Raw genomic sequence first — 19,666 nt, 5'->3', positions numbered from 1 at the left:
GCGGGCGAGCCCGCCGGCGCCGGCGTTACCGTCATCACCGAAACCCACAACACACCCTTCGAAACACCGCATTTTTCGATCGCCAACTACCAGGCCTGGCAGCCGAGTCAAACCGCCGAAGGCCGGTTGACGCTCGCGGCGATCTGACCATTCGCGCAAACCGCCTCCTTTTTGTTGAAGGTAAGGTTTTTCCGCTTGCATTGCACGCGCTGAAAAACTAAACGAAACAAGCCGTTTCGGCAGGTCGGGGCGTAGCGCAGCCCGGTAGCGCACTTGACTGGGGGTCAAGGGGTCGCTGGTTCGAGTCCAGTCGCCCCGACCATTTATCCCCTTGAAATCCCAGTCAGAATGTCACTTTCTTCGTCCCGCTGGCGGCGGAAAGCGGAACGAGACATAGGCAGAAATGCTGAAGCGGGAGCCGAACGTCCCGAACGAAAATGTCATTTGTTCATGTCGCAGGTGAGGCGTAACCCCCCATTGCAAAACGGCGGCGGGCCTTCGACCGCTTTCAGTGCGGTTTCTGAGCGATTGCGATCATCGATTTTGCCAGCAGCGGAATTCTCCCGACATATTCGAAGTCGACGTCTTCGAAGCCTGTTTCGACCAGGAGCGTGCTGAGCGTTCCGGGAGACCAGAATTTGATATGACCATGGTCCTTCAGAGGCATAAAATGGTCGTCCATCTTTCCGCTCACGGCCAAAGCCAGATTTTTCCAGTAGCCGTGGAAAGGCGTCGATACGACCGCGATGCCGCCAGGCTTCACCAGGTCGAAAATAGTCGTCGAGAAAGCCTTGGGATCATAGACATGTTCCACCACTTCAAGGCTGATCACCGCATCGAAGGTCCCGTACCGACTGGAAAGATCTTCGTAACCGGAACCGATTTCCAGTGGAAGATCGGGGTGGGCCGTTCTCGCTTTGGCGATGCCGTCCTTCGAGGGATCGACGCCGACGACGTCATACCCTTTTTCGGCAAGCACGGCGGCAGCACCGCCGGTGCCGCAACCGAGGTCGAAGACCGCCGTTTCTTTTGCCTCCTGGAAACTGTTCTCGAGAACATCGACAACGGCCGGCAGAATATAGGAATGGGCGGTCGCCGATTTGGCGTGTATATATGTAGTAGCGTCCAGTTCGATAGACATTTTACCTCCTGAAAACCTGAAGAAGTGAGCCGCCAATGGTACGGCGGACTTTGACGGGAGTGTGGTGTCGTTGTGGTATTACGGTGATTAACGCCGAAGGCGTTCGTGGCGACTAAGCGTCACTGCCGATTGGCAGTACCGACAGCGCGAGACATTCTCCAGCACGCCCGACGCTCGCCCGCCGGATCCCGAAGCTGATTGACAGGGTGCCCTGAAGATGCTGAAAACGGCCCGCGTTCAGGTTTGCCGCATTCTCGTGGTTCAAAGGGCCGCTGCATCCGGCTCCGACCGGTTCGACCATTTAAACTAAATAACGCGATGAAATACCCTTTGAAGGTGCATCGCAAATAAATCCTTTAGTTCTTTTTGGTACTGCCTCAGTTGGGAGAGGTGGTGTTTGTTGTCTTTTGTTAAGGTTATACCCAGTTTGGAAGTTAACAACCCAAATTTGGATTGAAAAAAACCTGAAGCCTCTTCGCATTCTCGTGAATATGTGTAGATTAACATTATCCCTGTCACAGATAGCCTAGTCGAGCATGGCGGATATGAAGCACAATCTAACTTGCAGGCAGAGTCTCGCCAGCGCGTTCCAGGCTCTGTCGGACGAGGCCGTCAAAGCCGGCTGGTCGGAAGGCGATGTCGCTCTCGCGCTTGCCGAGCTCGCCGAGGAGCAGGTGATCGAGGTTACCGCCAAGGTGATCATGGAAGGCTCCGTCCATCCTCAGCTCATCGCTGCCGGCGGTGGACGCAACAGCTGACGATCTTACACCAGCAATCCCGCCGTTTTCGCTGCCGTGATGAAGGAAGCCTGTGCTGCACGCGGGCTGCGCAGTCCATCGAGCGCATCCAGGCAGTGCTGGCGCGCAACGCGATAATCGCGCCCACGCTTGCTCGGCCACCGCTTCAGATATTCGACGGCCTCCCAGACGGTGGAAACGATCAGGCTGCTGTTTGGAGAAACGACCCGAACGGGGGAGGGAAAGCGTTTTTCTCACGTCTGCACTCACTGATTCCTGCTACCAAACGCGGCCAGAACGCGCGGGATAAAATTTTGTTCCATAATTTTGTTCCACAAGAATTTGCGTAGTTGCTAAAGTTCAGACCCTCGCGCATAATCACTTTATGGTCGGTTGCGGAGGGCGGCCGGCGATGCAAGCGTGGATGCGTTTGCCCTCGGAGGAGATGCGGCGTGATGTTACGATCATCAATTCATCCGCATGATTTGCCGTTATTTTCGGAAGATCTCGATCTGCTTTCGCAGGTCCTCGACAAGGTCTGCGACGAACGCGGCCTCGCCAGGACGACGCCGGAGGCCGAACGGATCGGTGCGGTCATCATTCAGCTCTACAGACAGGGCGTGAAGGACGGCGGCAAACTCGCCGACCTTGCAAAAACCTATTTATAAAGATCAGTTCTGCTCGATCGAGACACCGTTCTTACCGATGCTCATCTCGATGCCTTGCGGCTTGCTTTCCTCGTGGAAGATATAGGCGCCGAGGCCGATGACGGCGACGACAAGAACGCCGATGATAACGTAGAGACCATTGCTGCGGTTCAAGAGACTGCCCCCGATATGTTATAGGCCCCGATATGTTCTGGGACAGCGAAACGCCCGGGCGAGCGATTGGTTCCGTCAGTCGTCGTTGGCGGCGTTGAGGTTTTCCGGCCGGATGCCGTCATCGCTGGAGGTGCGTGCGCGTAACCGGATGCCGGGGCCGCCTTCATCCTGATTGCCGCTGGACAGGAAGATGATGCCGTTCGCCTCGAGCGTGCTGCGTACGTCGAACAGCGCGTGCGGCTCGCCGGCGAATTCGCCATTTTCCAGCGCCATCAGGGTCTCGACCGGCAGGCCGCTGGCGGCGGCGAGCTCTTCGATGCTCATTCCAATCATGGCGCGCGCGCCGCGGATCTGCGTTGCTGTTATCATGATGGAAAATCTAGCGCATTTCCAGCGCTTCTCAAGTGGCGACGCTGCACGTTCGCCCTATGGTATGCGCTCTTCAAACTTCCCTCAATTTGACACCAAATAGATCGTCATGCATGCGCTCGACCGCGATCCCCATTCCTCCCATCAAGGCGGCCCGGTTCCCAAAGCGACTGATCTCGATGCGTGGCGGGTAAGGCGTACAACGCGGCAGGAAACCACGGATGGCGTTTACGAGTTCCGGTCTTGCGCCGATGCTGCCGCCGGTGATCACCAGTTCAGGATCGAGAGCCGCTCCGATTGCAGCGATAGCGACTGCGACCAGCCTTGCCGTCTCTTCGATGGCAGCCGCAGCACTTGTTTCTCCTGCATTAAACGCGGCGAAGAGATCGGCCACGGTGGATGCGTTGCGGCCGCCGAAACCGACGTAGCGGCGCAACATCGCGACGCTGCCGACCGCACTCTCAAAGGTTCCAAGCGTAAATCCGCCAGGATCAAAAGCATCTCCGCCGATCGGCAGATAGGCGATTTCGCCGGCCGCCCCACGCGCGCCGCGCAACAGAGTTCCGTTGGCGATGATGCCCATGCCGACGCCCGTGCCGAGAGCAACGAAAGCAAAATTGCTGGTTTCGACACCGTGTCCCCGCCATCTCTCCCCTTGGGCGGCCAGGTTGACGTCATTTTCAACGATCACCGGTATCCCCATTCTGTCGCTGAAGACTTGCCGCAGATTTATTGCGTCGATGCCGGGGATGCTTGGCGCTACGTTGATATGTCCGGTGGCCGGATCGAGCACACCGGGACTGCCCAGAACGACCAGACGGAGTTTGTCGGCAGTCGTCCCGGCCGCAAGCGCGAGTTCCACGATAAGATCACTGAACTGATTGACGAGATGCATTCCGCCGCGCGGATCGGTGGATACTTTGGTTTCAGCAACCACGTTCCCTAACAGATCGCAGATAGCCGCAGCAATCTTGGTGCTCCCGAGATCGATGGAGACGGCCAGTCCCGCCTTGGCATTGATTTCATAGGTGATCGCATTCCGGCCCGGGCGACCATCGGTCTGCCCGACTGGTTTCAGCCATCCGTCATCCTCAAGGTCGCGCACGACATCGGAAATCGTCTGCTTTGACAAGCCGGTTAGCTTGGCAATATCGGCGCGAGAGATTGATCCATTCGCGAACACGGTTCGAATGACGGCATTGGTTGAAATTTTTCGTGCGATCGGAGTCTGTGCGACAGAAGATGTCATTGCCATCCGGCGAGCTCAGTCAATTAGTTCGGAGCGCATACTTAATAGGGCGATATTGGGTTCACAACTATCGCGACTAACTGGAATTCAATACATTGAAGCACGCAATTTGTCTATGTCCTTGACAAATGGGAGGCCAGCTGTAGGCTTTGGATCAACGCGCGATAAAAATGCGCGATGAAATAAAGAGGGTCGAGTAGAAGTATGCGCCATACGTATCGTCTGGTTAGCCGTGCGCTCGCCAAGATCGCCCAAAGAGGAACCGGCCTAGGCTTCCCTGGCTATTTCCTTTTTTGCGCCCCGCCGATCCCTTGAACCTGGCTGCCGAGGATTTGCTCATGATGAAGCCCTCGATTGATGGACAGCTTTCCGCCGAGCAATCTGTTTTACTGCCGACAATAGCACTACGCCTTCAGGCGGACGTTCATCCGGATGGGCACGCTGATCTCGCCTCGTGGGGAGCAGGCAGCTCTGGGCGTGTGAGATTTTCTCCAATCAAGGGTTCTTATACCGATGAGGCAAGGCCTTTCCCTGCCTCGGAGAAGCCAGGAAATGCTTCAACCCAATCCCGCATGGATCCGCATTGCGAAGGCGACGGAGCCATCCTGCTCGAATTCGGAAAAGCCAAGGTGACGGTAGAAACCCTTGGCGCGTTCGTTGTTTGGGTCAACCCCGAGATGCACGCCGCCGACCCCGTGATTTCGAAGCGCCTGAAGCTCCGTGCCGATCATCCTGCGTCCCCAACCGCTTGCCTGAAGTCCGGGAAGGATGTTGATGTGGAGATGCGCCGGGTACTGGTCTTGAAGCCACCCCGTTCCGCTGCGCGGATTTTGAATTCGTTCCATCACGTCGGCGTCGCGCGGGCGGCTGGGTGCCAGTCCTGCAATCTGCTGGCGGACGAACGGCCACCAGTTCATCTGCAAGTCTCTGTCGAACCCGCCGGTGTCCGGCACCCCTACAACGTAGCCGACCGGCCGGTCGTCCTGAACGAGAACAAAGGCAAAGTCTTTGGCGAATTTGAGGTAGGGTACCGACCAGATGTAGCCGGGCAGATGCGGGTCGCTATAAAGCGCGCTGGCATCCTCACCGCCATTTGCGGTTTTCAGGCAGATGTCGAAAAGGGCGTCGATATCCGCTTCAATCGCGGGGCGGATGAAGCAGCTGGTGTCCATCACTTTGCCACCTCCAGCGTGGCGCTTTGTCTTTTTAGGTCGCGAGAGGAGCGGATGCATTGACGATTACCTCAGATTCGCCAGCCAGGCAAAGCTCTGGGGGAAGAAAACGTTCGGCCGGTGCTTGGCGCATGGCCTGAGCGGGGAGTGGAGAATAAACCAGATGAGGTGGAGCAGATGACAAGAACTATGAAATCGATCAGCATACTGCCGGCATACGTATTGAAAGCAGCTGTCGCGTTTGCTGGCGCGGCGCTTTTTTGTTTTGGCTTTTCGGCAGCCGCGCGCGCCGACGACCTGGCTGTGTGGGATGACCAAACCTATGAAGGCCAGAGTGCGGTCATAGAGCAGCTCAACAAGGACTTCGAAGCTGCCCATCCCGGCGTCACGATCAAACGCACCGCCCGCACTTTTGATGACATGAAGCTGACGCTGAAGCTTGCGGTTTCGGCAGGTGATGGCCCTGTCATCACGAAAGTCAATCAGGGTGCCGGTGACATGGGGGCGATGGTCAAGGAAGGATTGCTCCTGCCGGTCGACGACTACATCAAACAATATGGCTGGGAGAAGCGCCAGTCGGATTCCGTGCTTGCTCGAGACCGCTGGGAGGATGGAAAATTTGGGGTCGGTAAGACCTACGGCATATCCGGCCTCGGCGAGATCGTTGGCCTCTTCTACAATAAAAAGATCCTCAGCGATGCAGGAGTAGCGCTGCCGCAAACCTTCGAGGAGCTTCTAGCCGATCTCGACAAGCTGAAGGAAAAGGGCGTCCCGCCCTTCATGATGGGCTCGGCAAAACAGCATCTGGCCCTGCACATGATCGGCGCCATCGAGCAGGCTCATATCGACGCGAGCAATCGTGCCGAGCTTGACGATCTGATCTACGGCCGGGGCGGCTCCTGGAACACCAAGGGGAACATCGAATCCGCCAAACTCGTGCAGCAGTGGGCACAGGGCGGTTATTTTTTCCCCGGTTACGAAGGCATCTCGGGTGACGACGCCGTTCAGCTTTTCATTTCCGGGCAGGGCGCGTTCCTGATCTCCGGGACCTGGTATTTCGGTGACATGCAACACAATCCAGATATCGGCTTCATGGCAATTCCCGCCCCGAAAGGTATTTCCAAGCCCATGAGTGTCGGGGGCGTGGATCTTGCCTGGGCGATAACGAGCCTTGCCAAAACGAAGCCGACACAGGACGTAGCCGGCGCATATATCGATTATATGGTCTCGGAAAAGGCTGCTGAAACCTGGGCCAATGCCGGCTATCTTCCGGCAACTTCGCTCGCGGCTGACGCAAAGCCAAAGCTCACGCCGCTCCTCAGCTCCGGCATCGAAATGTGGAAGACACTCAACGCAAACGACGCTCTCGGCCATTACCCCGACTGGTCGAGCCCGACGATGCTGAAGACAATAGACGACAACACGCCGCTTCTTCTGTCCGGCAATATCACGCCCGAAGCCTTTGTCGATGCTATGGACAAGGATTATCAGGCGTACCTGAAGGATAAGAAATAAAGACTGCAGGCGCTGGTCACGGCCGTCCCCTGCGGCCGTGACCTCAGTCTCGTCGATCCAAATAAATGAGCACTGCGATCGGCTTGCTGCGCGACGACCACAGCTTTAGCTTTATGGAGTAATGGATGAAACGCTCCGCACTTGATGGCTCGCAACAGACCAATTTTATCTATTTATTGCCTGGATTGCTGTTCTACGCGGCTTTTGTCTTTGGACCGATCGTCGCGGCTTTGGGTTTGAGCCTGACCAGCTGGGACGGCCTGAGCATGCCCAAGTGGGTTGGTCTCGGCAATTACGTCGATCTCTTTTCTGACAGCCGTTTTTATATTGCCTTGCGTAACAATGCCGAGCTCATGATCTTCTACTGTGTCCTGCCGCTCGTGCTCGGCATAACTCTTGCTGCTTGCGTCTGGAATCTGAAGCAACGCGAACAACTTGCGCTCCGGACCTTCCTGTTCCTGCCTTATATCATGCCGACCGCCGTGTTGGGCATCATCTGGGCATGGCTCTACAATCCTGCATTTGGCCCGTTCAATCAGTTTCTGAGAGCGGTAGGGTTGGGCGCCTTCGCACTCCCGTGGCTGGGAGATTTCAATTTTGTGCTTCCCGCGGTCGGGATCGTTGCCACCTGGTATTTCTTCGGTTTTTGCATGGTCATTTTCCTGACCGGGATTCAGCGCATCGACCCGTCTCTTTTCGACGCTGCCAAGGTCGATGGCGCTTCGGGGCGAAAGACCTTTTTCTGGATAACGCTGCCGCTTCTCTTGCCTGAAATAAGGGTGGTTTTGCTCCTGACGGTCATAGCGTCAATCAAAAGCTTCGACCTGATTTTTACAATGACCAGGGGCGGACCCGCCAACGCGACGCTCGTGCCGAACATCTACATGTATCAGCTCGGCTTCGAGCTTAATCGGTTCGGCGCCGCAGCGGCCATCGCCATTGTCGGCGCGGTACTTACCTTCGTCATCAACTATGCAATTCACCGATTTGTGGGATCGCAGAACAAAGGACGGGCTTGATGAGCCGTTGGTCTAAAATCTCGGCCGGTACGCTATTCCTTCGCATTGTCCTCTGGCTTCTTGCTTTCGTAACGATCACGCCGTTCCTGCTTCTGCTTCTGACCTCGATAAAGAGCAAGGCCGACGTTCTCAAGGGTGCATTCGCGCTGCCGGCATATCCGCATTTCGAAAATTACATCGATGCTTGGAATGCCGGGCATTTCAACATTTACTTCTGGAATTCGATCATCGTTGTCATACCCGTCGTTGCTGCAAGCGTCTTTTTAGGCCTGCTGACCGGTTTTGCCTTCGCCTACCTGTCGTTTCCGTTCCGGCGCACGCTGTTCGCTATCCTGACGCTCGGCATGATGGTGCCGGCCGAAGCCTTCATCATCCCGCTTTATTATGAAATGCGATATCTGGGGTTGATCAACACCTATGCGGCTCTCATTCTGCCGCAGATCGCCATGTCGATACCATTCTCGACGATCTTCCTCGCCAGCGCGATGCAGCAACTGCCGGAAGAAGTTCTCGAAGCGGCGGTTCTCGATGGTGCCGGACGCTTCTATATCCTGCGCAAGATCGTTATCCCGCTCATGGTGCCGGCAATGTCGACACTGGCGCTGTTCCTGTTCATATGGACCTGGAACGAGTTTCTGATTCCGTTCATCCTGGTCAACGACGACGACTATCGGACGCTGCCCCTCGGCATGCTGTTTTTCCAAGGGCGCTATACCGTCAACACGCCCGTTTTGACCGCCGGCGCGGTGATTGTCATTTTCCCGCTCATCGTGACCTATCTCATTTTCCAGCGGCGGTTTATTGCTGGCTTGACGGCAGGAGCGACGAAATAGACAGCCGATGCGGTCGGCGGCAAGACCTCACGCCGCGCGCCTCAGTCTTCGCTCGCGCTTGTGGCGCACTTCCAGCGCCGCGCAGCCCCAGACCGTGCCGAGCAGCAGATAGACATGGCGCCAGTGGTCGATGTCGATGACGTTTCCGATTGTCGCATGGCCGAGAACCGAGATCCAGGCGATCATCAGGAAGGGCTGCCACGGCCGGTCGAGCAGCAGGTTTCGGAAACCGAGAGCCAGCGTCCAGAGAAGCATGCCGACATAGCTGACAAAGCCGAGCCAGCCATAGGAGGTGAGCGATTTCAGCCAGATATTGTGCTCGTCCTCGGGAAACATCGTGCCGAACACCAGCGGGCCGATGCCGAGTGGACGCTCCATCATCATAGTGAAACCGATCCGGTGGCGCTCGAAGCGGCCGAGATGTTCGCCGTCATATTGCTGTACCAGCTGGGCGCGCGCCGAAAACAGTTCGGCGACCTTCGGGATCTGCAGCGCCACCAGCAGCGACGCGATCAGCATGATGATCGCCGCCAGCGACAGGACCAGGACGCGCAAGCGAAAGGCGCCGCTGCGCTCCTTCAGCAGCATGATGAAGATCAGCAGCACCACGCCGAGCGCAAAGAGCCCCCAGGCGGCGCGGGAAAAGGAGAGGAAAATGCCGAGCGCTAGCACGAGCAGGGCGGCGGCCTTCAGCGGCGATTTCTTCAGGTCGCCGACCAGGATACCGTGGACCAGATAGAGCGATGGCGGCACCAGGAAGGGGCCGAAAACATTCGGATCCTGGAAGGCGCCCTTGGCGCGGTCGTAGAGCGTGAAGATTTCCGCGCCCGGGAAGGCGTGGAAATAACCGAGTATGCCGAGCGCGGAGGTGGCGACGGCGGCGAAGGCCCAGGCATTGAAGATCAGCGGCAGTCGCTTGTGGCTGTCCTCGATGATTGCCGCGTAGAAGACCGCCGTCAGCGCCAGGAAGGTCGACACCGCGATATACATCGGCGCCGTTGCCAGGTCCTTCATCTGCGTCAGCGACAGCATGCCGCCGATATTGAAGGTCAGCAGCAGGGCAAGCAGCGGCGCCACGCTGCGCGAAATCCTGAGGCCCAGAATGAACCAGAGGCCGATCAACCCCGCCATCCAGAGTTCATAGGGCGCCGGCTCGTCGATCACGAAACCGGAAAGAAAGACGCCGAAGGCGACGAAGGCCGAGCCGATCAGGCGCAGCGTCATCCGCTGCGGTTGGGCGACACGGGGATATGTCGCCTCGATCGCGCTCAATAGGCGTTTTCCGTGTTGAGCAGCCGGATCGGCGTCAGGAACAGGATCTTGAGATCGAACCAGAGCGACCAGTTCTCGATGTAGTAGAGGTCGTAGGCCGTGCGGAACTTGATCTTCTCGTCATTGTCGACTTCGCCGCGCCAGCCGTTGATCTGCGCCCAGCCGGTGACACCGGGCTTGACGCGGTGGCGGGCGAAATAACCCTCGACGACATCGCCGAAGGCGCGATCGCGCGCCTGGGCGAGAACGGCATGCGGACGTGGGCCGACCAGCGAGAGCTCGCCCCTCAAAACGTTGAAAAGCTGCGGCAATTCGTCGATCGAGGTCTTTCGGATGAAGCGGCCGACGCGGGTGACGCGCGGATCGCCCTTGGTCACCGCGGCCTTGCCGGTGGGGTCGGCCATGTTGGTGTACATCGAGCGGAACTTGAAGACGTTGATGATTTCGTTGTTGAAGCCGTGGCGCTTCTGCATGAAGAAGACCGGGCCTTCTGAAGTCGCCTTGATGGCGATCGCGGTCGCGATCATCAGCGGCCAGAGCAGCGCGAGCGCAACCAAAGTGAAGAACAGGTCGAAGCCGCGCTTGGCGACGGAATCCCAGTCGCGGATCGGCTTCTTGAAAATATCGAGCATCGGCACCGAGCCGACATGCGAATAGGCGCGCGGCCGGAAGCGCAGCCGGTTGGCATGCGCGGCAAGGCGGATATCGACCGGCAGAACCCAGAGCTTCTTCAAAAGGTCGTAGATACGGGCTTCGGCCGACAGCGGCAGGGCGATGATCAGCATGTCGATGCGCGTCAACCGCACGAATTCGACGAGTTCGGCGACAGTGCCGAGCTTCGGATAACCGGCGACCATGATCGGCGAGCGTTTCTCGCCGCGGTCGTCGAAGATGCCGCAGATGCGGATGTCGTTGTCGGCCTGCTGTTCGAGGATGCGGATCAGGTCTTTGGCCGGCTCGCCGCCGCCGACGATGACGGCGCGGCGTTCCATGATGCCGTTCCGCGCCCAGTTGCGGATGCCGTAGGCGACGAGGAAGCGCTCGGCCGCAAGGAAGAGCGCGCCCGCAGCGAACCAGACGATATAGGCATCGACCATCGCCGATGTCGTGCCGCGAAGCAGTGTGAACAGGCCGGTGGTGAGGACAAACGCGATCGTCCACGCAACGAGGATGCGCGGTATCAGCCGCAGCTTGGAGCGAAGTGCCGGAATTGTATAGGTATCGGCAAGCTGCAGGCTGATGACGGTCAAGGCCGAGGCAATCGCCGCCATGCCCGCCCGCATCAAGGGGGAATCGCCGCCGTCGCCGGGGCTGAAATAATAGGTGATCAGAGCTATCGCAAAGAGCGCCAGGAATTCGAGCAGCCGCAATTGCCCGATGATGATCGTTGGCGAACGGGTTCCGTCACGGTACTGTTCGGCGATCTGCCGGGCATAGGGGTTGATCTCAGTCGGATCGGAAGGCTTCTCCTGACCCGCTTCGCCGCGCACCTCGATGTCGGAAACCTGCTTGCGCAGTGCGTCCACGTCGAATTGATCGCCTTTTTCCAGCTTGTTCATGGGGTTTCATCGCTCGTTGTTACCCAAGCGAAATAGCAGAAAGCCCCTAAGAAACATTTACGAGGCGACAGGCAATACTTGGCCGGCAGCGGGATTGACGAGTTCTTGGTACAATTTCAGGACATCACGCGCCATGACGGCGGAGGAAAACACCGCCTTCACCGCTTCGGGCTTAGGCATCGTCCTGGCGTGCCAGTCGGGTGTGCTCAGCGTTTCCGCCATGACGCGGGCGAGATCGTCGGAATTGCCGGGCTCCACCAGTGCTGCGCTGTCCGCGCCGAGCACCTCTGGAATGCCGCCGACACGGCTTGCGATGATCGTCTTGCCGGCGCCGAGTCCCTCGAGCACGATATAGGGCATGGCTTCGGCGCGTGAGGGAACGACGAGGTTCTGCGCCATGGAGAAGGCTTCATGGACTCGCATTGCCGGCAGCATGCCGATGCGTTTGCCAAGGCCGCGTTCGACCATCATCTCGCGGTAGCGGTCGCGATCCGGCCCGTCGCCGATCATCAGCGCCGACAGTGGCCTGCCGAGCAGCCGTTCGGTCTTGGCGAAGGCATCGACAAACAGATCGGGACCCTTGAGGTCCCGTAGCATTCCCACATAGATGAAATGCACGGCATCCGAGCGGGTCGGGATCGGCTCGAAATCGCGCTCGCCGATGCCGTTGTAGATCAGTCTCGTCTTCGTCCGCGGTCGCCCGACCTTGCGCGCGTAGGTATCGCGCTCATATTCGCAGATGAAGACCAGCGCATCGGTGAAATATTCCTGCAGGCGTTCCATCTTGAGGACAAACTGTCCGCCGAGCGAGGAGCGCGAATAATGCAGGCTTCCGCCATGCGCGGTATAGAGGCGGGCTACGCGATACCTGTTCACCCGCAACGCTGAGCCGGCAAGTCGCGCGAGCACGCCGCCTTTGGCGCCGTGTCCGTGCAGCACATCCGGCCGCAAACTTTTGATTTTCTTGTAAGTATCCCACATCGTCGCAATATCGGACGGGCTGATCGAGCGCCGGATCGGCACGCGCGTCAGGCCGAGCGAGAGATAGGGACGGATATCGTCGAACAGGCTGTCCTCGTACTCGCCGCCGGTCGAGCTGTCGCAGAGGATGCCGATTTCATGGCCGGCTTTGCTGTGCTCCTCGACGAGATCGCGGACATGGCGGAAAATCCCGCCGATCGGCGATCTGAAGCAATGGAGGATGCGGAGCGGCTGCTGTTTTGCCATCGCTCAGAAAAGCCGTTCGCGAACGTAGATCGTGTCACCTGCGATGATCGGCCCCGATATGTTGATGCGGCCGGTCAGTACCTGTCCATTGATCTTGCGGGTGACATCGACCATGCGCTGGTTGGCGCGGCTGGTGAAGCCGCCGGCAACCGCGATGGCATTTTGCACCGTCATGCCGGGAACATAGGCATACTGGCCGGGCTGGCCGACTTCACCCATGATGAAGACCGAACGGTAGCGATCGACATCGATGGTGACGTCGGGATCGCGAAGATATCCCTGCTGCAATTTCTGGGCGATCTGTCCCGAGAGTTGCTGCAGGGTTCGGCCGCGGGCAGGGACCTGGCCGATGAGCGGGAAAGCGACATAGCCGGCCTGATCCACCGTATAGGTATTGGTCAGGCTCTGCTGGTCGAAGACGGTGATGCGCAGCCGATCGCCGCTGTCCAGCGTATAGGGCTGGATGGTGGCCTCGTTGAAGGCCTTCGGCGCCGGCTTGTACGTCGTGCAGCCGCCCAATGCTGCCGTCATGGCTGCAAGGCTCAGGGCCAAAAGGATCTTGGGCTGGACGACAGACATCCGCTTGTGCTCACAAAAATGAACTCGGTGCAGTCGTTATCGATCCGTTAGGGTTAATGCCCGGTAAAGGACGTCTGCAATTTCCCGGTTTCCTTCATCGATCATCGCTCTTCCCGGCGAGATCACCATTAACCGTTGAGTTACCATGGTCGTTTACGCTTACGGCACCTTTGTTGTGGAGTAAGAGCATGTCCGGCGTAGCTCGTGATCAGGATGTGGACATCGACCTCGGCCAGTTGGTCCGTGCGGTCTGGGCGCGCCGTCTGCGGATTTTGACAATCACCCTCGTGGGGGCGGGCGTCGCCTTTGCCGGCGCCAAGATCATGTCGCCGCAATATCGCACCGAAACACGCATCCTCATCGAACCCCGGGCGCCGGCCTTCGCCAGTACGCAGCAGATCAATGACGCCAGCGCCGGCCCGCTGATGGATGAACTGAACATCGCCAGCCAGGTGCAGCTCCTGCAATCGGCCGATCTCCTCAAGAAGGTCATCAACGACCTCAAGCTTTATAACCTGCCTGAATTCGACGATGCCGCCAGCGGTTCGGCGATGAGCAGTATCCTGGTGAAGCTTCACCTGAAGAAGAACCCGCTGGAAAATCCGCCGGAAGAGCGCGTCATCGACGCCTTCGTCGAACGCCTGCAGGTCTATCAGGTGCCGGGTTCACGCGTCATCGGCATCAATTTCACTTCCAAGGACCCGAAGCTCGCTGCCGCCATCCCGAACGCGATGGCGAATGTCTATCTTTCGACCCAGAGCGGCGCCAAGCTCGATTCCAACTCCGAGGCGACCCGCTGGCTGGAGCCTGAGATCGAAGGCCTGCGCCAGAAGGTCAGCGAAGCCGAGAAGAAGGTCGCTGAATACCGCACCTCGCACGGGCTGCTGCAGACGAACGGCACAACCACTTTTCCGGCCCAGCAACTGAACGATATTTCCGCTGAGCTGACCCGCGTGCGGGGCGACAAGGCCAATGCCGAGGCGAGGGCGCAGGCGGTGCGCAACGCACTGTCTTCGGGCGAAGCCTCCGATACGCTGCCTGACATCATGTCCTCCCAGGCGATCCAGCGGCTGAAGGGGACGGAATCCGGCCTGCAGTCGCAGATCTCCGATCTGCAGACCAGCCTTCTCAACAACCATCCGCGGCTGAAAAGCCTGCGCGCCCAGCTCTCCGATATCCGTAGCCAGATTCGCCAGGAGACGCAGAAGATCCTGGCGAGCATCGAGAACGAGTCGAAGGTCGCGGATCTCCGCGCGAGCGAGCTCGAGCGCCAGTCGGACACGGTGCAGGCAAACAGCGCCCGCGCCGGTGAGGACGAGGTCGGTCTCAATGCGCTGGAGCGCGAGGCGAACGCCCAGCGCCAACTGCTCGAAACCTATCTGGTGCGCTACCGCGAGGCCGCCTCCCGCGCCGACAGCAATTCGAGCCCAGCCGATGCCCGGATCGTTTCCAAGGCCGTCGAGCCGGTCGATCCCTATTTCCCGAAGGTGGTGCCGATCGTCGTCGTCGCTGCCGTCGCAACGCTGATCATGAGCGCCATCGTGATCATGCTGGCCGAACTCTTCAGTGGCCGGGCACTCCGCCCGACAGATGCGGCTTCAGAGGCAGTCGAGGCAGAAGCAGTCGTCGAGGAGAAACATGTGCCGCAGGCCGCTCCGATCGCGGCTGCCGCCGGAAAGCCCGTTCGGCCGAGCATGCTCGCCGTCGTCGCGGACGAAGAGGATACGATCGAGGACGTGAAGGTTGCCGATGAGGCGCCAGAGGACGAGCCGGAGGATGACAATGAATTCTCCGTCGCCTCAGTTGCGGATTATCTCACTGGCAGCCGCGCGCCGCTGGCAATCGCCATATCTCCGACCGGTGACAATGGCTCGGCGGCGACGGTTTCGCTGACCCGCATGCTCGCCGATGCCGGCCACCGCGTCATTCTGATCGATATGACCGGCTCCGGCTACCCCACGGAACTGATGGCCGAAGACCCGGCCGCCCTTGGCGTCACCGACCTGCTTTGCGGCGAGGCCGCCTTCGGCGACACGATCCACGGCGACCGCCTCTCCGATGCCCATCTCATTCCCCAGGGCCAGAGCGACGTTCGCCGCGCCATGCGCGGTGTCGACCGGCTGTCGTTGCTGCTCGATGCGCTCGCCGCCGCCTACGATCTCGTGGTGGTCGAATGCGGTTCGGCCGATGTCGCCGGCGTATCGCGGCTGACGCACAGCCGGGACGTCGAGATCATCCTCTCGCTGCCTGAGGTCGAGGAGGCCATTTTCGTTGCATTAATGACGGAATTCCAGGCTGCCGGCTATGAGCGCGTGGTGCTGATGTCGGGCGGCGAAGGGGCCGAGCAGGCACTCGGCCGGGCCGCCTAGTTTTTTGCCGGTTAGCCGATCCGTGCCCGGATGCCCTGGGCGAATTTATAAAGCTTCGGGCGCACCTTGATATGCGCCTTGCCGCGGGTGACGAGCCGGTGAGCGGCGCCGGCGACCACGCCGAACGGCGATACCGGCAACACCACGTCGTAATGCGCGGTCTCGACCGGCGCCCAGGAACGCTTGTAGGTCTGGTCGCCGAGGCCGAAATCGAACAGCGCGACACCCTTGCCATGCAATCCCGAGATGGTCTGCCAATAGAGGAATTCGCCGGGGCTCGTATCCGGCACGAGCTCTTCATCGATCGCGCCGAACTGGCAGATGATATGGTCGCCCTTGCGCGAAATCCCTGAAATCGCGGCGACCTTACCCTCTTGCTCGCCCTTGAGCCGGAGCATATGCATCTGCAGCCCGAAGTACTGCCTGGTGTCGTCCTGCTTGTCGATGAGACCGTGCAGGAAGGTCTGCGTTTCCCTGTCGGCAAAGACGTCGGGCAGGCCGAGGCTGGCGAAGCGGGCGCTTTTCAGGCGGAAGAAGATATCGAGCAGGCCGTGCTGTTCTGCCGATGTCTCGGGGATGACGTATTCGAAGCCGCCGGCCGCCTCGAGACGCTTCGACTGAACACGGAATTTCTTGCGCCGGTTCTTGGCGTTGAGCTGCTTCAGCGTGTCCTCGAAAGCGGGGAGGAACGGCAGCTGATAGGCGTGATTCTGGTTCTGCACCATCGGCAGCCCGGCGAGCGGGCTCTCTCGCCCGCGCCATTCCAGCGGAATGTTCTGCAGCAGCAGCAGATCGGCGCGGCCCTTCAGCGCATGCCGGAGCTGGCCGGCGAACTCATGGGGGGCGATGGTCCTGCCGGCTTCGGCAAAGCTCTCTGCGAACAGGCCGGTATTGATATTGCTGTGATCGGCGGCAATGAATTTCGCCGTCCTGAGGCCGCGAGACTTGACGATCTCGATCGGCAGAATGAAGGCGGTCTGACCCGCATGAGTGGCTTTAAGGATCGCAAGCGGCCGCTGGAAGGCGCTCACCCAGGCGGCGCACCAGTCGTAGCTCTGATGCAGGGACTGGAGGTTGTCGCGCTCCAGCGCCCGCCAGTCATCCTCCAGCGGCTGCATCGCGTCGAAGACTTCGATGTCGAGTTGGGTCATGGCGAGTTTCATGCTCAGCTGGCGCAGGCGCGAAATGGCCGTATCGGCCAGCGCCACGTCGTCGGACGGCTGTTCATGGACATCGAGCTGTTGCGTCTGCACGGTCTTCTCCGGTCAAGAATGCTGAACGGGAGGGTAGGTATGCCGGACGTATATTTGGTTTAACCGCAGGCGATGGGCGAGGTTTTCCGCAGATCACGGTTATTCGGCCGTTAATGGGCCTAAAGCATGTCGCGCAAAAGTGTGCCGCGGTTTTTGCGACAACGACATGCGTAAAAACAAAGACCTAAAGCGCGACAAGCGTATCTGAAAGATCGCGACGCGCTTTAGCGCTGCGGTGGCCCGGCCATCCATTTGATGATCACCATCGCCGGCAATACCCAGAGCAGGCCGGTGAGCAGGAAATAGAGCAGATGTCCCCACCAGGGCGCGTTGCCGAGCGTTGCCACCGCGATCGTATTGGCCACCAGCGCATAGACGACCACGAGCACGATGATGAGGATCGTGCCGATGAATTTGCGGAGGCGGACGGGCATCGGTTATCTCTCGGCATGGAGGGGACGAACCGGCGCGACGGCATGCCGCAAAGGTTCGGGGCTTGTTTTGCATGAGCCGGTGGGGCAAATCAACTGCCGGATAGAAGGAGACATCATGGCCGTCGCAAACCCGACCACGGAACAGGCGATCCTGAGCGAAATGCGCAAGCAGAATCGCGACCGCCGCGCCTTGCGCTTCTGGCTCGGCTTCGTGCTTTTGGCGCTTTTCTGTCTCGTGCTCGTCGGCGGCGCCACGCGGCTGACCAATTCCGGCCTGTCGATCACAGAGTGGAAGCCGATCCACGGCGTCATCCCACCGCTGTCGGCCGCCGAATGGGAGGAGGAATTCCGCCTCTACCAGCGCATTCCTGAATTTCAGCAACTGAACAGTTCCATGACCGTCGATGAGTTCAAGGGCATCTTCTGGTGGGAATGGGCGCACCGGCTGATCGCGCGTGCCATTGGCGTGATCTTCGCGCTGCCGCTTATCTATTTCTGGCTGACGGGGCGGATCGAGAAGCGTCTGCGCTGGCCGCTCGTCGGCATCCTGGCGCTCGGCGGCCTGCAGGGGTTTATCGGTTGGTGGATGGTGTCCTCGGGCCTTTCCGTCCGCACCGACGTCAGCCAGTACAGGCTGGCGACGCATCTTGTCATGGCCTGTCTGATCTTTGCCGGCTGCATGTGGATCATGCGCGGTCTCTCCAGACATTCCGACGATCCGGCGCCGACAAGAACCTCGCGCGGTTTTGCCGCCGCGATCGCCATTTTCTCACTGTTCCAGATCTATCTCGGCGCGCTGGTGGCGGGGCTCGACGCTGGTTTTTCCTACAATACTTGGCCGCTGATGGATGGCGCCGTCATTCCCTCCGATCTGCTGATCCAGCAGCCCTTCTGGATCAATGCCTTCGAGAACCCGAAGACGGTGCAGTTCATTCACCGCATCGGCGCCTATACGCTCTTCGCATTGACGCTGATCAACATGGTGATCGCCCTTCGCGCAGCACCTTGGACCACCCATGCACGTCGCGCGATCCTGCTTTTCGTGCTGGTGACGCTGCAGGCGGCGATCGGCATAGCGACGCTGTTGATGCAGGTGCCGCTTCACTGGGGCCTGCTGCATCAGGCCGGCGCGCTGGTGGTTTTCGGCTTCGCCGTCGCCAACTGGCGCGGCTTTTACGGCGAATATCCGCACGGGACGATGATCGCGGAACGCGATTGAAGCGAGCGGCCGAGGCTTCGGGACGGAACTAGCGCAACACCCCATCGAGCAGCGGCATGCCGATGATCGCGGCGGCGGCGATCAGGACGTAGCAGGCGATGCGGAAGGTCCGCTCCTCGGCAAGCCCGAACAGTTTCGAGCCGCCATAGAGCCCGACCGCATAACTCGGCAGGATGACGACTGTGAGCGCAAAGACGGCAGGCACGAACAGTCCGCCGAAATAGTAGCTGATAGCGCTGAAGACGGACGAAATCGAGAAATAGAGCACCACATTCGCCCGGACACGGATGAAGTCGCTCTTGCCGCCGAGCCAGTAGGCGACGACCGGCGGCCCGCCGAGCTGCGCAGCGCCGCTGAAAAGCCCGGCAATCAGCCCGACTCCGCTGGTGAGCGGTGCGGACGCCTCCCCGTGATAGCGCCATCCCGATACCAGCAGCGCAAGCAAGGAGATAGCGATGATCGTGATGCTCCAGCGCAACAGCAGCGGGTCGAGCAGCGCCAGCATCGCCGTGCCGGCCGGGACGCCGAGCGCGGCACCCGCCGCCATGACGAAAACCTCGGGTCGATTGGCGCCGCGCCAGGCCGGCGGAATCATCCCGAGTGTGGCAATGCCGTCAATGACGAGCAGGATCGGTGAGATCAGCTTCGGCCCGACGATCGCGCCGCCGAGCGGAATGAAGATCAATGCGGCGCCGAAACCTGAAAAGCCGCGGGCAAGCCCGGCGATGAAGGCAAATGCCATCAACGCATAGATGCCATGATCGGGCAAGGCTGCGGCAAACCATGCGCCGACGCCAGCGATAAGCGCATCCAGCGTCATGACATCGGCTCCGTGATTCGGGATGGGCAGCGAGGAAGGATGCGGTTTCATAGCCCAATCGTCATCGATGATCGAGCG

At 59.6% G+C, this 19,666-nt stretch carries 20 protein-coding genes, 1 tRNA gene and 1 pseudogene; 9 read left to right on the top strand and 13 right to left on the bottom strand.

Features of this window, described 5'->3' with window-relative positions; all coding sequences use genetic code 11:
• Positions 1-147, top strand: a pseudogene (locus tag HX899_RS34060) (HAD family hydrolase); the annotation flags it as partial.
• Positions 148-245: 98 nt separating this feature from the next.
• Positions 246-322, top strand: a tRNA-Pro gene (locus HX899_RS34055).
• Positions 323-508: 186 nt separating this feature from the next.
• Here HX899_RS34055 and HX899_RS34050 read toward each other — a convergent pair.
• Positions 509-1,141 (bottom strand): bifunctional 2-polyprenyl-6-hydroxyphenol methylase/3-demethylubiquinol 3-O-methyltransferase UbiG, encoded by a 633-nt coding sequence (locus tag HX899_RS34050; RefSeq protein WP_138387576.1) that lies wholly within the window; start codon positions 1,139-1,141, stop codon positions 509-511.
• Positions 1,142-1,677: 536 nt separating this feature from the next.
• On the opposite strand from HX899_RS34050, the gene HX899_RS34045 reads away from it, so the two are divergent.
• Positions 1,678-1,899, top strand: a complete 222-nt coding sequence (locus HX899_RS34045; protein WP_138387575.1) for a hypothetical protein — start codon at positions 1,678-1,680, stop codon at positions 1,897-1,899.
• 5 nt (positions 1,900-1,904) lie between these two features.
• Here HX899_RS34045 and HX899_RS34040 read toward each other — a convergent pair whose 3' ends face one another.
• On the bottom strand, positions 1,905-2,084 hold the full coding sequence (locus tag HX899_RS34040; protein ID WP_080658205.1) for a DUF982 domain-containing protein: 180 nt from the start codon (positions 2,082-2,084) through the stop codon (positions 1,905-1,907).
• 249 nt (positions 2,085-2,333) lie between these two features.
• Here HX899_RS34040 and HX899_RS34035 point away from each other — a divergent pair, with 249 nt between their 5' ends.
• On the top strand, positions 2,334-2,546 hold the full coding sequence (locus HX899_RS34035; RefSeq protein WP_029872887.1) for a hypothetical protein: 213 nt from the start codon (positions 2,334-2,336) through the stop codon (positions 2,544-2,546).
• Between the two features lie 3 nt (positions 2,547-2,549).
• Here HX899_RS34035 and HX899_RS34030 read toward each other — a convergent pair whose 3' ends face one another.
• The 4 genes from HX899_RS34030 to HX899_RS34015 form a co-directional block, all read right to left on the bottom strand.
• Positions 2,550-2,699, bottom strand: coding sequence for a hypothetical protein (locus tag HX899_RS34030; protein ID WP_012756918.1), 150 nt, complete (start codon positions 2,697-2,699; stop codon positions 2,550-2,552).
• Between the two features lie 75 nt (positions 2,700-2,774).
• Entirely contained in the window at positions 2,775-3,068 is a 294-nt protein-coding gene (locus HX899_RS34025; protein ID WP_138328291.1) for a RodZ family helix-turn-helix domain-containing protein, read from the bottom strand.
• A 73-nt stretch (positions 3,069-3,141) separates the two neighbouring features.
• Positions 3,142-4,323, bottom strand: a complete 1,182-nt coding sequence (locus HX899_RS34020; protein ID WP_171599432.1) for an ROK family transcriptional regulator — start codon at positions 4,321-4,323, stop codon at positions 3,142-3,144.
• A 551-nt stretch (positions 4,324-4,874) separates the two neighbouring features.
• A complete protein-coding gene (locus HX899_RS34015) occupies positions 4,875-5,489 on the bottom strand; it encodes a GNAT family N-acetyltransferase (protein ID WP_181294519.1) in 615 nt (204 codons plus the stop codon).
• 177 nt (positions 5,490-5,666) lie between these two features.
• Between HX899_RS34015 and HX899_RS34010 the strand changes: the two genes are divergently transcribed.
• The 3 genes from HX899_RS34010 (at position 5,667) to HX899_RS34000 (ending at position 8,856) form a co-directional block, all read left to right on the top strand.
• A complete protein-coding gene (locus HX899_RS34010) occupies positions 5,667-7,004 on the top strand; it encodes an extracellular solute-binding protein (RefSeq protein WP_181294518.1) in 1,338 nt (445 codons plus the stop codon).
• A gap of 125 nt (positions 7,005-7,129) precedes the next feature.
• Positions 7,130-8,023: a carbohydrate ABC transporter permease gene (locus HX899_RS34005; RefSeq protein ID WP_181294494.1), complete on the top strand. Its 894-nt coding sequence runs from the start codon at positions 7,130-7,132 to the stop codon at positions 8,021-8,023.
• The gene (locus HX899_RS34000; protein ID WP_181294493.1) at positions 8,023-8,856 is read left to right on the top strand and encodes a carbohydrate ABC transporter permease; all 834 of its coding nucleotides are present in this window, start codon (positions 8,023-8,025) and stop codon (positions 8,854-8,856) included. Before HX899_RS34005 ends, HX899_RS34000 begins: the two co-directional genes overlap by 1 nt.
• A 27-nt stretch (positions 8,857-8,883) precedes the next feature.
• On the opposite strand, the gene HX899_RS33995 is transcribed toward HX899_RS34000, so the two are convergent.
• Genes HX899_RS33995 through HX899_RS33980 form a run of 4 tightly spaced genes read right to left on the bottom strand, consistent with a single transcriptional unit; the run spans position 8,884 to position 13,493 of the window.
• Complete coding sequence (locus HX899_RS33995; protein WP_138387573.1) at positions 8,884-10,128, bottom strand: O-antigen ligase; 1,245 nt, start codon at positions 10,126-10,128, stop codon at positions 8,884-8,886.
• A complete protein-coding gene (locus HX899_RS33990; RefSeq protein WP_181294492.1) occupies positions 10,125-11,687 on the bottom strand; it encodes an undecaprenyl-phosphate glucose phosphotransferase in 1,563 nt (520 codons plus the stop codon). The genes HX899_RS33995 and HX899_RS33990 overlap by 4 nt, the downstream gene beginning before the upstream one ends.
• Before the next feature lie 57 nt (positions 11,688-11,744).
• Entirely contained in the window at positions 11,745-12,914 is a 1,170-nt protein-coding gene (locus HX899_RS33985) for a glycosyltransferase family 4 protein (RefSeq protein WP_181294491.1), read from the bottom strand.
• A gap of 3 nt (positions 12,915-12,917) precedes the next feature.
• Complete coding sequence (locus HX899_RS33980; protein ID WP_003558401.1) at positions 12,918-13,493, bottom strand: polysaccharide biosynthesis/export family protein; 576 nt, start codon at positions 13,491-13,493, stop codon at positions 12,918-12,920.
• A 188-nt stretch (positions 13,494-13,681) separates the two neighbouring features.
• Here HX899_RS33980 and HX899_RS33975 point away from each other — a divergent pair, with 188 nt between their 5' ends.
• Positions 13,682-15,862 (top strand): exopolysaccharide transport family protein, encoded by a 2,181-nt coding sequence (locus tag HX899_RS33975; protein ID WP_181294490.1) that lies wholly within the window; start codon positions 13,682-13,684, stop codon positions 15,860-15,862.
• An 11-nt stretch (positions 15,863-15,873) separates the two neighbouring features.
• Here HX899_RS33975 and HX899_RS33970 read toward each other — a convergent pair whose 3' ends face one another.
• Positions 15,874-17,115, bottom strand: coding sequence for a GNAT family N-acetyltransferase (locus tag HX899_RS33970; protein WP_181294489.1), 1,242 nt, complete (start codon positions 17,113-17,115; stop codon positions 15,874-15,876).
• A gap of 224 nt (positions 17,116-17,339) precedes the next feature.
• Positions 17,340-17,549: a DUF2842 domain-containing protein gene (locus tag HX899_RS33965; protein WP_003547289.1), complete on the bottom strand. Its 210-nt coding sequence runs from the start codon at positions 17,547-17,549 to the stop codon at positions 17,340-17,342.
• 115 nt (positions 17,550-17,664) lie between these two features.
• Between HX899_RS33965 and HX899_RS33960 the strand changes: the two genes are divergently transcribed.
• Positions 17,665-18,768: a COX15/CtaA family protein gene (locus tag HX899_RS33960; RefSeq protein WP_181294488.1), complete on the top strand. Its 1,104-nt coding sequence runs from the start codon at positions 17,665-17,667 to the stop codon at positions 18,766-18,768.
• A 28-nt stretch (positions 18,769-18,796) separates the two neighbouring features.
• On the opposite strand, the gene HX899_RS33955 is transcribed toward HX899_RS33960, so the two are convergent.
• The gene (locus HX899_RS33955; protein ID WP_181294517.1) at positions 18,797-19,588 is read right to left on the bottom strand and encodes a sulfite exporter TauE/SafE family protein; all 792 of its coding nucleotides are present in this window, start codon (positions 19,586-19,588) and stop codon (positions 18,797-18,799) included.
• Between the last annotated feature and the right edge of the window lie 78 nt (positions 19,589-19,666).

It is taken from the genome of Rhizobium sp. WYCCWR 11146 (assembly GCF_013591995.1).
GTDB lineage: Bacteria > Pseudomonadota > Alphaproteobacteria > Rhizobiales > Rhizobiaceae > Rhizobium > Rhizobium indicum.
The sequence above is the reverse complement of the archived record's forward strand: the minus strand, read 5'-3'. Positions and strand labels throughout refer to the sequence as shown.